This is a genomic window from Aquiflexum sp. (assembly GCF_041751335.1).
Classification (GTDB): Bacteria; Bacteroidota; Bacteroidia; order Cytophagales; family Cyclobacteriaceae; genus Aquiflexum.
Window position 1 is genome coordinate 1 of sequence record NZ_JBGSXS010000449.1, and the last position, 11,905, is coordinate 11,905.

Annotated in this window: 12 protein-coding genes; 4 read left to right on the forward strand and 8 right to left on the reverse strand. The window is 39.5% G+C overall.

The genetic code is table 11. From position 1 onward, the window contains the following. Positions 1-130 precede the first annotated feature (130 nt). The 3 genes from ACEW8U_RS23370 to cysQ all read right to left on the reverse strand — a co-directional run bounded on the left by ACEW8U_RS23370 (position 131) and on the right by cysQ (position 2,106). Positions 131-286, reverse strand: a complete 156-nt coding sequence (locus tag ACEW8U_RS23370; RefSeq protein ID WP_373524472.1) for a hypothetical protein — start codon at positions 284-286, stop codon at positions 131-133. Between the two features lie 119 nt (positions 287-405). Beyond that, positions 406-789: a response regulator gene (locus ACEW8U_RS23375; protein WP_373524473.1), complete on the reverse strand. Its 384-nt coding sequence runs from the start codon at positions 787-789 to the stop codon at positions 406-408. A gap of 528 nt (positions 790-1,317) precedes the next feature. Beyond that, complete coding sequence (gene cysQ / locus ACEW8U_RS23380; protein WP_373524474.1) at positions 1,318-2,106, reverse strand: 3'(2'),5'-bisphosphate nucleotidase CysQ; 789 nt, start codon at positions 2,104-2,106, stop codon at positions 1,318-1,320. A gap of 273 nt (positions 2,107-2,379) precedes the next feature. Here cysQ and ACEW8U_RS23385 point away from each other — a divergent pair, with 273 nt between their 5' ends. Continuing rightward, positions 2,380-3,477, forward strand: a complete 1,098-nt coding sequence (locus tag ACEW8U_RS23385; RefSeq protein WP_373524475.1) for a serine hydrolase domain-containing protein — start codon at positions 2,380-2,382, stop codon at positions 3,475-3,477. A 144-nt stretch (positions 3,478-3,621) separates the two neighbouring features. Here the strand turns inward: ACEW8U_RS23385 and ACEW8U_RS23390 are convergent, their stop codons facing one another. From ACEW8U_RS23390 to ACEW8U_RS23410, 5 genes are all read right to left on the reverse strand, one after another. Then, entirely contained in the window at positions 3,622-4,044 is a 423-nt protein-coding gene (locus ACEW8U_RS23390; protein WP_373524476.1) for an Ohr family peroxiredoxin, read from the reverse strand. A 4-nt stretch (positions 4,045-4,048) separates the two neighbouring features. Beyond that, positions 4,049-4,483, reverse strand: coding sequence for a MarR family winged helix-turn-helix transcriptional regulator (locus ACEW8U_RS23395; protein WP_373524477.1), 435 nt, complete (start codon positions 4,481-4,483; stop codon positions 4,049-4,051). Between the two features lie 356 nt (positions 4,484-4,839). Continuing rightward, entirely contained in the window at positions 4,840-6,036 is a 1,197-nt protein-coding gene (locus ACEW8U_RS23400; RefSeq protein ID WP_373524478.1) for a redoxin domain-containing protein, read from the reverse strand. A gap of 270 nt (positions 6,037-6,306) precedes the next feature. Next, positions 6,307-7,173, reverse strand: a complete 867-nt coding sequence (locus tag ACEW8U_RS23405; RefSeq protein WP_373524479.1) for a TIM barrel protein — start codon at positions 7,171-7,173, stop codon at positions 6,307-6,309. Between the two features lie 11 nt (positions 7,174-7,184). Then, positions 7,185-8,492 carry a Gfo/Idh/MocA family protein gene (locus ACEW8U_RS23410; protein ID WP_373524480.1) on the reverse strand — a complete coding sequence of 436 codons (1,308 nt, stop codon included), beginning with the start codon at positions 8,490-8,492 and terminating at the stop codon, positions 7,185-7,187. A gap of 200 nt (positions 8,493-8,692) precedes the next feature. Between ACEW8U_RS23410 and rbsK the strand changes: the two genes are divergently transcribed. The 3 genes from rbsK (at position 8,693) to ACEW8U_RS23425 (ending at position 11,766) form a co-directional block, all read left to right on the forward strand. Beyond that, a complete protein-coding gene (gene rbsK / locus ACEW8U_RS23415; protein ID WP_373524481.1) occupies positions 8,693-9,598 on the forward strand; it encodes a ribokinase in 906 nt (301 codons plus the stop codon). Between the two features lie 164 nt (positions 9,599-9,762). Beyond that, a complete protein-coding gene (locus ACEW8U_RS23420) occupies positions 9,763-10,764 on the forward strand; it encodes a nucleoside hydrolase (protein WP_373524482.1) in 1,002 nt (333 codons plus the stop codon). A gap of 3 nt (positions 10,765-10,767) precedes the next feature. Then, positions 10,768-11,766 carry a GRP family sugar transporter gene (locus ACEW8U_RS23425; protein ID WP_373524483.1) on the forward strand — a complete coding sequence of 333 codons (999 nt, stop codon included), beginning with the start codon at positions 10,768-10,770 and terminating at the stop codon, positions 11,764-11,766. Positions 11,767-11,905 lie beyond the last annotated feature (139 nt).

An 11,905-nucleotide genomic window follows, 5' to 3' on the forward strand; every position in this document is an offset into this window, starting at 1 on the left:
ATGGTTAGTGTTGGCACCTGCGCTTGTGTTAAATTAAACCAATGAAGGCTAAGAACAAAAGTCAAAAGAAGGGCAGGTGTTGAAGGTAAGTGGGGTTTAGACATTTTGAGATATTTTGGATAGTTTACTATCAATGATATAAGGCGAGGGGAATAGGTGGGAAGGCTTTTGATTTATTGGATATCGGGTTTGGTTTGGTTTCATATTTCAATTCATTTTGGGGAATTAATACAAAAAGTTTTTCCTGCCTGACCGCAGGATTGCGGTCAGGCAGGACTTGGCTCATTTAAGTCATGTTTTCTGTTCTACCCAATGCCCCCTAAAGGAAGCCATCCTTAGAATTCATATCGGGCAACTACCAACTTACTTTTTGCATTTTGTCATAGTTTTGCATAGTTAATATGTTTAGGCCTGCTCCTTGATAATTTGTTCCACTTCGCTTTTGAGTGAATCAAAATCAATGGGTTTGGTGAAAAACTCCTTTGCACCTGAACCCATGGCTTTGTTGTGGTTTTCGCTGTCGCCATAAGCCGAAATCATGCTTACCTGTATCTGAGGGAACTTGGTTTTGACTTTTTCCAAAAGCTGTAATCCTGACATTCCCGGCATATTGATATCTGAAAAAATATACATCACTTCGGGAGGTTGGGTACTTTCCAAAATGTCTAGGGCTTCCTGACCGGAAAAAGCAAATACCAGTTCGATGGCACCGCTTCGGATTTCTTTTCTAAGTTTCTGTCGAAATAACATTTCGACATCTTTTTCATCATCTACTACCAAAAATTTCATGTTTTATATGTTTATATCTATGTTTATTAAAATTGATTAAATAATTTAAAACCTACAGAAATAATTATTTATTGCAATAAACCAATAAAGAATATATCTTGAGTTTGTAGGTGAATTTCAAAATATACTTTTAAAGATGATACGACTTATAATATAATTATTTAAAGCTGATTTTTAAGTGTTTGCCTTAAATAGGTTTTGTTGAAAAGACATATTCTTTACGTTTTTAAGTAAATTAAAAAATCGTAGATTTTATGAAACCGAAGAAGGACGAACGTATGGTTTTATTGTCCCAAAGCCATGAAAAACTTCCCGAAGAGAATCAGGCCGGTTTTATTTTTTTAAAAAAAAGGCATCTGAAAAATTACTTTCAAATGCCCTGTAAAAATTAAAGGTTTGTTAATTTTAAAAAAGTTTAATTGGATGGTGGTTTGATTTCAAATCCCTGCGCTTTCATTATATTCAACATAATTAATTGATATTCAAACCAATTAGGGACGAACGAACACATTTACTGTCCCAAAGCCCTTAAAAAGTTTCCGAGTGAAATTTAGAAGTGCGCACCAAAAAGGATGGATTCAAAAGATTTTCTTTGTTATACAATAAAGATTTTCCATCGGAAAGATTAACCACCTCCCCTCCGGCAGCCAAAACTATGGCATGTGCCGCAGCCGTGTCCCATTCCATTGTGGGTCCAAAGCGGGGATAGAGCTGTGCTTTGCTTTCAGCCACAAGTGTAATTTTAAGAGAGGAACCCATGTTGATTACCTTGGCCTCAGGATATTGGGCAATAAAATCCTTTGTTTCCTGATTCATATGGGACCTACTGGCTACGATGGTTTTGATGGAGGGATCATTTACCTTTTCCAGTTTTTCTTGTCCTTGATCACCTACTTTCTTCCAGGCACCGTATCCTACACTTCCCCAATACAACCAATCCAATATAGGTGCATAGACCACACCCATTATAGGTTTTCCGAGATTTATCAGGGCAATGTTGACTGTGAATTCCCCGTTTCTTTTTACAAAGTCCTTGGTACCGTCCAAGGGATCTACCAGCCAATAATATTCCCAATTTTTACGTACCGAATAGGGTATTTCAGTACCTTCTTCTGATAAAATCGGCAATCCGGTTTGCTCCAAATCATTTATGATTGCTTGATGCGCTGCTTGGTCTGCCAAGGTTAAGGGAGAGTTGTCCTCTTTTTGGGTGAGACCTATTTCTTTGGAATGGTAAACTTCAAGGATTTTCCCGCCCGCTTTAAGAGCTGCTGATTTGGCTAAATCTGTGAGGATGCTGATTTGCTTACGATTCATGGATTGTTTGATTTTTTGAATATCATTAATTTATTTCAAACCTTTGCATTAACTAAAATATGGAACGCTGATGACGCTGATGGACGCAGATAAAAAAAATCAGTGAAAATTTGCTAAATCAGCGTCATCCGCGTGCTATTGAAAATCCTTCCGGTTTGGAAAAGGTCAAAATAATGAATAAATCTCATTCACTTTTCAATATTAAAGGTGTTGAATTTCCCTATTTTTATTGGCAGATTTAGATACTTGAATTTCAAAATGAAAAACCTAAATATGAACTCATTCAAGATTAACACTTCGATATTTATATTTTTAATCTTCCTGTTGTTTAGGCCCGTAGTTTCTGCTCAAATCTCAAAGGTTGAAAAAGCCTTTGCCGAAGCTGAATCCCAAGGTTTTTCCGGTGTCTTATTTTTGGCCATAGATGGTGAAGTAGTATTTGAAAAAGCAACGGGTTATCGTTCTTACGAACAAAAAACCCCGCTCCAACCTACGGATGTTTTCGAAATGGCCTCGGTTTCCAAACAATTTACGGCCATGATGGTGATGAAGTGTGCAGAAAAAGGACTTTTGACTTACGATGACGAACTCTCCGATTATTTGGATGTACCATATTCAGGAATAACCATCAGACAATTGCTGACCCATACCAATGGATTGCCAGATTATCAGGATATCATGGATAAACATTGGGACAAAAGCAAAGTGGCTGGCAATGGAGATATTTTGGAATACTTGCGCAAATACAATCCTCAGATGTTGGCCCAACCCGGAGAGAAATATGAGTACAGCAATACGGCCTATGTTTTTCTGGCCAGTATAGTGGAAAAAGTCACCGGCAGGGATTTTATTGAATTATCAAGAGAATGGATTTTCAAACCTTTGGGCATGGGAAATACAGATATCCGAACTTTGGAGGAAAAGGCGATGGTGTCCAATTTTGCGGCAGGACACCTGAAGGACGAAAAAGGAAACTATTTCAATGCCAATAAATTTCATTCCTCTGATTATACCGTTTGGTTGGGGAATAGAAAAGGGCCCGGCAGGGTCAGCAGTACCGCACAGGATTTATTGATCTGGGATCAGGCATTGGATGCGGGAACTTTGGTAAACAAGGAAACCTTGAAATTGGCTTTTTCACCTCAAATATTGAATGATGGGAGTATCAGTAACTATGGCTTTGGCTGGGACCTGAGTGAGGATCCATATTTTGGTAAAGTTGTCTCCCATACCGGCGACAATCCTGGGTACAAGACCTTGATCATGCGATTTACAGACAAAAACAGTACCTTGATACTTTTGAACAACAATTACCATGAAGCCAATAACAAATTGGTAGATAGAGCGGTGGGGGCTTTGAAGGAATGGTGAAATTAAGTTTATAAAATTTTTGCGAAATTGCTTATCCGGGAGGTACCCATGTATTGCCAACCCCCGATGGTGCCTTCCGGCCAAGAAAAGTTGTTTTTTTTGTCTTGCAAAAATCAGAAGTATCAAAATACTTTCTTAATTCCCTTACTCAACCGCCTTCACATTCACCTCAATATTTCCTTTCACAGCATGGGAATACATACAGTTTTTATGGGCAAGGTTGGCCAGTTTCTGGGCTTCTTCCAATGAACCTGCCTGAGGAATTTTTACAAAAATATCAGCTGCCAAACCATAACCCCCATTTTCTGCCTCTCCGCTATGAATCTGAACAGTGATTTGGGCATCATCGGTATTGACTCTCTTTGATACAAAGGCCAATACACCTCCAAAACAAGAAGCATAAGCAGCTGCAAATAATTGTTCGGGATTGGTTTTTCCTCCAGTCCCACCTATTTCTTTTGGCATCGCCAGTTCCAATTCTAACATCCCATCATCTGTGGCCACATGCCCAGTTCTTCCTCCTTTGTTCGTTGCCGTAGCTGTATAACTCTTTTTGATTTTTTCCATGATATTAACTTTTATTCAAGTCATCGATCAAACGCTCCATGAGCATTTCCAATTGATGGAACTCTTTATCTTCCCAAGTGTTAAAAAATTCCTTGATTTTTTCTGGAATATGTTGCGCTTTGGCCTGAAGGGACTTTCCAGGATAAGTCAGTTCGATCTCTACTTTCCTTTCATCGGTTTCACTCCGGACCCTTTTGACCAGATTTACGGATTCCAGTCGCTTTAATAATGGAGTCAATGTTCCTGAGTCCAACTGAAGTTTTTCACCGATATGAGATACCATCTGTCCATCTTTTTCCCAAAGCACCAGCATCACCAAGTACTGTGGATAAGTGAGTCCCAACTCCTCCAAAGGTTCTCTATAGGCTTGTGAGACAAGGCGGGATGCAACATAAAATTGAAATCCGGGATCGTTTTGGAGGGTTGGTTGGTTGGCCATAGGGATTTATTAATTGTTTACAATTGAATTTATTGAAATAAAAAATAAGAATCAATGTATGATGATAAAAATTTTGTAGGTTCTGATTTCTCTAATCCAGACTATTGTTGAGAAGGGGAGTTAATAGATGCGGCTTTATTTTTACATCTTGGTTTAATTGTGTCAAGGGCTTCTCCTTGTCATTTCGAACGAAGAGAGAAATCTGTCCAGCCTTAAGGTTTCCAGACTTCTTCGGCCGTCCAAGTGACAAGGCGAAGTCTTTTTCAATAGCTGTCCTTGTTTTGATGAATAGCTACATCTATTTACTTCGCCTTGTCTTTTGAAAGAATCGTGAAATCTATTCTATTTAATTCCAATCAATAATACCTGCCAATCATCGGGTGGTCCACAATCGCTCTCCTAAGTTCCAAAGCTTTTATTTCGCCCAATTTCTTGTAGGCAATATTTCCTCCCGGTTCGATTAAGAGGGTGATGGGAAGACTGCCGTCCCATTCTTTGCCAACCACATCAATGACCGCATATTTGTCTTCGGTATCTATCAGGTAGTTGGGTACTGCTGAATATTTGCTTTTTAGAAATTTGAGGACTTTTTCTTCCTGATTGGGATTATCCATACTGAGGGAGACAAACTGAAAATCCCTCCCCCCGTACATCCTTTGGATTTCTATGAATTCAGGGTATTCTACTACACATGGACCACACCATGTTGCCCAGAAGTTGATCAGCATTAAGTTTTCAGAAGGATTTTTCAATAAGTCAGCCAATCCTGAAGGGGAGATTTTTTCAACTTCAACCGGCTTTTCCTTCCATTCTGCATTTACTTTTATGGTGTATTCATTTTTCCAGGCCCATTTGGTCGAGCAGCCAAAGGCTGGAGTTATGGCCTTGTCAGGGTCCAATGCTTCACCCGCTAAAGTCTTGTCAATGGCCATTCTAAGGTCTTCGGCATTAGCAGTTCCGGGTTTTTCGGAAGTATCCAAGCGGCCTGAATAGGAGAGTTTCCTGTCTTTGTCAAATACGAAAACATGTGGGGTAGCAGTAGGCCCATAAGCCAAAGAATATTCATGAGTATCCCCATCATAGAGATAGGGGAAATTATAGTTCATATCCTCATACCGGATTTGCATGCTTTTAAAATCATCATCCAAATCGGAGTAGCCCAATTCCTCGGGCAATATGCCAATAGGACTGTTGGGAGAAATTCCCACAAAGGCTACTTTCTTTCCTGAATAATTATCGACAACGTCATTAAACCTTTCCTCATAAGCCTGTGCTGTAGGGCAATGGTTGCAGGTAAAATAGACGACAAGCGCATCTGAATCGCTGAAATCATCAATGGATACATATTTGCCATCCACATTGGGAAGCTTGAAATAGGGTGCTTTGTCACCTATTGCTAATTTATTCACAGGTTGTTCGGCCATTTCCTGGGGATTTGGGACAAAGCCTTCTTCGGAAACCGAAACTTCTTTACTTTCATTTGAGGTACCACATGCCCAAGAGAGGCTCAAAATAAGTGCAATTAGCAAAGTGGATAAGATTAAATTCTTCATCTTCATTTGGTTTGGGATTGGTAAATTTATTTTAAAATGGTTATACGCTTCTTTGCCATTAACCCAATATTCTACTACAGACAGGAAGGAAGACTGTAGTACCGGATATTTCAGGCTCCTGCTAAGAATTATATCGAATTACCATTCTACTGGCATCATTGCGTAAATACACATTATCCATTATTGTAAATATGATTGTCAGCACTTATACGAAAATTCTTTAAACTAGAACTACACGATATCTTCCAGCTTCGGTCTTCAGTCTTCCAGCTATTTAACATAGGTTGCTTTGTTGAGGTAATCAAAACTCTGCTTTACGCTTTCTATGGGTTCAAAATTGTATCTTTCTACCTCCACAAAGTAGTCTTTCATCCCTTGTTGATAAGCTGCTTCAAAAATGGCCTTAAAATCTAATGTGCCACTAGCACCTATTTCCTCTTCATCTTTGATGTGGAGCACAGGAAATCGACCGGGATATTTTTGGAGAAAGTCCACAGGATCCTGTCCGCCTTTTTGGGCCCAATAGACATCGAGTTCAAAGCATACCAATTTGGGATCAGTATTTTCAATCATAAAATCCATCATCATCTTTCCCTCGATGTTCTCAAATTCACGGGCATGGTTATGGAATCCAAACATCATTCCGGATTTTTTGGCTACTTCACCTATAGCATTGTAATAGTCGCACCAAATTTTCAGTTCATCCAAAGTTTTTGGAATAGGCATGGAAGGTTTGATAAGGTATTTTGCCCCCATCTTCTTGTGGTCGGTTACTGCTTGTTTCCACCAATCAATAGCTTCATCCTTTTTTGCCGGATCATAATTTCTTGGTCCTCCGATATGGGCGCTATTGAGTTTCATTCCCAAGTCTGTGATATATTTCCTAAAGAAAACAGGATCCATTCCATACACTTTTCCGTCATCATAATTGGCTGCTTCCAAGCTTTTATACCCAATTGAGGAAACTAGCCTTAAGGTATGTTGTGGATCCTCTTTCATGTCCTCCCTTAAGGAATACAACTGAAGTCCAATAGGAAGTTTTTTGGCAAATGGAAAAGCATTCAAATCCGTTGGTTTCAATATTGTCCCCAAAGCCAAGGCTCCGGAGATTTTCAAAAAGTCTCTTCTGTTGTTCATAGTTTTCTGGTTTAGAGTTTATATCCGTTTTCGTAGTTGTAGTGCAATTTTGTCGCTGCTTCCCAATCATTTGGGAAAGTTTGTTTTATGGGATCCCAATCCAATGCCCTGCCAAGTTCATTGGCAATGTTTCCAATTGTACAGACCACACAGGTGCTGTGACCAATTTCAACTGGCACAATGGGATCTTTTCTTTTCACCACCGAATCGATGAAATCCCAATAATGCGGAGGATATCCAATACTAGGCCTTTCCATGGTTGGCTTTAGGGTTTCATCTGAGGAATCGAAATTACCTCTGGAAACTTTTATCCAACCATTTTCTCCAATAAATTTAACACCTTGGCGGCCTTCATCAAAGGGCCCCACAATCATTTCTGTTCCATTTTCATAAATGTATTTCAAAGGAATTCCAGCCTGTCCTGGCGTGACTTTTACAGGTCCGCTTCTATCCATTCCCAAACCCCATTGTGCAATATCAAACATGTGCGCGCCCCAGTCTGTCATATAGCCACCTCCAGTTTCACGGTACCATCTCCAAGCGCCCCAAAGTTTCTCGTTTTCTTCTGGATTCAAAGAGATAGGCGGATTGAGCTTTTCGTTGAAAACCATTTTTGGAAGTGGTCCCAGCCAAGCTTCCCAATCAAGACCTTTTGGTATTGGCTGTGCTTCCAAGTCATATGGCGTTGGATGTTCCGGTTGTCCAACATGAACCAAAACCTCTTTGATTTTCCCTAATCTTCCTTTTTGTACCATCCTTGCGGCATGTTGAAAATTAAGGTCAGAGCGCTGTTGACTACCTACAGCCAGCACAATTCCATTATTTCTGACAGCTTTCACAAGTTCTTGCCCTTCCCTGATGGTGAGCGTCAGGGGTTTTTCTAAATAAACATCTTTACCCAATTTGCAGGCGTCTATTGCCATCAGTGCATGCCAATGGTCGGGAGATGCTATTACTACAGCATCAATGTCCGGCCTTGCCAAAAGATCTTTGTAATCTTTATAAACATCTACTTTTGGGATTGGCTTACCAAGTTCAGTGCTAATTTTTTCGACCCGCTGTTTGAAGCGCTCTCTTTTGATTTCATATACATCTGCACAAGCCAAAACTTCGACTCCGGGAATTCTCATCATGCCGTTCAATATTCCCATAGCTTGTCTTCCAACACCGATAAACCCTAGGCGTATCTGATGAATGTCTTCAGAAACCGAAAATTGTGGGATTTTTGCAAAAGTAGTTTTTGGTAAAAATGAAAGTCCAGTAGCACTGAGTATTGAGGTGCCCAAGAATTTTCTTCTGGAAAAAATGTTCTTTTTCATACTATTATGGGTTTATTTTTATGTTTAATGCTCAAACTTATCAATTGAAAATCGCTCAAACTTTTCGAATATTTGCAACTTTAGGATAAGTTCAGTATAATAATAATCTAATTTGGTCTTTGATAAAAATTATAATTCGTAAAACTCGTCTTCCTCTGTCTCTAGTTTGATAAAAGGCCCTAATCTTTATTTGTAAGGTAATGAAGAATAAACCCAGAATTTTTGTAATTGGTAGTGCCAATATGGATATGGTCATCAAAACAGATCATTTTCCAGCACCAGGAGAGACAATGATAGGGGGGGAATTTTCCTTAATTCCAGGTGGAAAAGGTGCCAATCAGGCAGTAGCTGCGGCAAGATTGGGCGGAGAAGTATGTTTTTTGACTCAGTTGGGTGATGATGTATTTGGATCCCAAAATTTAGAAAATTACCAACGGGAAGGAATCAATACCTCGATGATAAAACGAAATCCAGATAAACCATCAGGAGTTGCACTGATTACTGTGGATAAATCAGGAGAAAATACCATCATTGTTGCTCCAGGGGCTAATGGGGCGCTTTCGGTAAAAGATATTGACATGGCAACAAATTACTTTGAAGCTGCGGATATGGTCTTGATACAGTTGGAAATTCCGCTCCCAGTGGTATTTGAAGCTTGTAAAACAGGTTTTAATCTTGGAAAAAAAATTATTCTGAATCCCGCCCCAGCATCTGAACTTCAGTCGGAAATATTCCCATTTCTTTTTTTGATTACACCTAATGAAACTGAAGCCGAACACTTGACAGGTGTAAAAGTAATCGATGAAAAATCAGCGGAAGATGCCTCTGAAATACTTTTGGCAAAAGGAGTACAGCATGTCATCATTACTTTGGGTGGGGAAGGGGCTTATGTCCATTCAAGAGAGTTTAAAGGAATAATTCCGACTAAGAAAGTCATTGCCTTGGATACTACCGCCGCAGGAGATACCTTCAACGGTGCTTTGGCGGTGTCTTTAGTCAAAGGTGGTGAAATAAAAGATGCGGTTATATTTGCATTAAATGCGGCAACCATTTCTGTCACAAAGATGGGTGCACAAAGTTCTATCCCATATTTGAAGGATTTATAAGATCCAGATAATTTGCCTGATTATTATTAGAAGTTATCCGATATTGATTGATATATAGTTGATATTGGGATATTGTGTGATAATTCTATTGTAGAATTTATTCTAAAATGTGAGATACCAGATATTCAATGAAAATTAATGATTTCCATAAAAACCAAAAACCCATGAGAACCGTTATTTCCAGCTTAACAATATTGATTCTTTTATCTCCGTTTTTAGTATCTTGTGATCAACCGGAAAAAGTCAGGATAATATTTGACACGGATGCAAATAATGAATTGGATGATCAATTTGCCCTGATGTACCTTTTATCCAACGGAAACAATTTTGATGTGGAGGGCGTCACAGTCAATGCTACCAAAAGTGGGGGTAATATCAGAGAACATTATGACGAAGCCCAAAGAATCATGCAATTGGCATTTTCTTATGATAAAGTTCCATTGTTAAATGGGGCAGATGGATCATTTCAGGAAATAAGCCCTACGCTGGATGATGCAAATTATGATGGAAAAGCTGCTGTAGATTTTATCATCAAAGAAGCCAATGAAAGAAATCGAAATGATTTAGTGGTATTGGCGGTGGGCAAATTGACCAATGTGGCTCTCGCATTGAAAAAGGATCCGTCAATTGCTTCAAAAATGAGAGTTGTTTGGTTGGGTTCCAATTATCCAAAGCCGGGGGAATACAATCAGGATAACGACACCGTATCCATGAATTTTATTCTAAATACAAAAGTGCTCTTCGAAATGGTCACTGTCCGTTATGGAGAACCCACTGGTACAGATGCGGTCAAAGTGACACAAGAAGAAATCAATACACGCATGCCCGGAATGGGGCCTAAAACAACAAAGCCCATTAAAGGAAGACATGGAGGACAGTTTACAACTTTTGGAGATTATGCTGTAAGTTTGTTTGAACACATTGATTATCATGGGGACCCACCATCAAGAGCTTTATTTGATTTGGTATCTGTTGCCATCTTGAAAAATCCAACTTGGGGAGAAGTTAAAGAAATTCCAGCACCGATTCTGATCAACAACCAATGGGTGGAAAGACCGGAAAATTCCAGAAAAATATCTATTTGGGAGAATTTTAACAGGGATGCCATTATCAATGACTTTTATCTTTCCCTTTCCAATTACCATATTGTAAAACCCAAACTTTAGGTCATGTATATCATTGAAACCTATTCTTTGGCTGTTCTATTCTGCATCATTACTATGTTTTGTTGGGGTTCATGGGCCAACACCCAAAAATTGGCTGGAAGCAATTGGCGGTTTGAACTTTTTTATTGGGATTATGTGATTGGAATAGTGCTGTTGTCTTTGATTTTTGGATATACGTTGGGAAGTAGTGGCGAATATGGCAGGAGTTTTTCCGAAGATTTGTTTCAGGCAAGCAGTAAAAACTATGCTTTGGCTTTTGTGGGTGGAGTGATATTCAATCTGGCCAATATTCTGATCGTTGCGGCTATTGCCTATGCAGGTATGTCAGTGGCTTTTCCTGTTGGTATCGGATTGGCATTGGTCCTAGGGGTTCTTGTGAATTATATTTCAACCCAAAAAGGAGATCCGGTTTTACTCTTTATCGGAGTTGCTTTAGTGGCATTGGCTATTGTTCTTGATGCATTGGCATATCAGAAACTTGCCAAATCCAACCGAAAAAATCCCAAAGTGGGATTAGCTTTGGCATTGGTAGGAGGCTTTCTGATGTCATTTTTCTATTTCTTTGTAGCACAGTCCATGTCATTGGATTTTTCCAATCCTGAAGGAGGGAAATTCACGCCTTATGGGGCTGTATTTGTCTTTTCCATTGGAATTCTAATGAGCAATTTTATTTTCAATACCATTTTGATGAAGAAACCTATTGAAGGAACTCCCTTATCAGGAGTAGATTATTTTGCGGGAAAACCATGGGTCCATCTTGTTGGCATTTTAGGAGGTATCATTTGGTGTGTGGGGATGTCGTTCAGCATCCTAGCAGCAGAAAAAGCCGGTCCAGCCATTTCCTATGGTTTGGGCCAAGGGGCCACGATGATTGCGGCCTTATGGGGAGTTTTTATCTGGAAGGAATTCAAAAATGCCCCGAAAGACACCCATGTTCTGATTGGTGGGATGTTTTTGTTGTTTGTTTTAGGGTTGGGGTTGATTGTTTATGCGGGGGTTTAAAAAGCCTCCTCCACCTCATATTTCCACAGGTAAAAGTTTGCCCTTTCCAATCCTTCAAAAGACCTGCCGGGATTGGTTCGAATGATTACACGCTTGCCTTCATCATCAGCCAACTTTACCATTTGATGGCTTCCGAAAT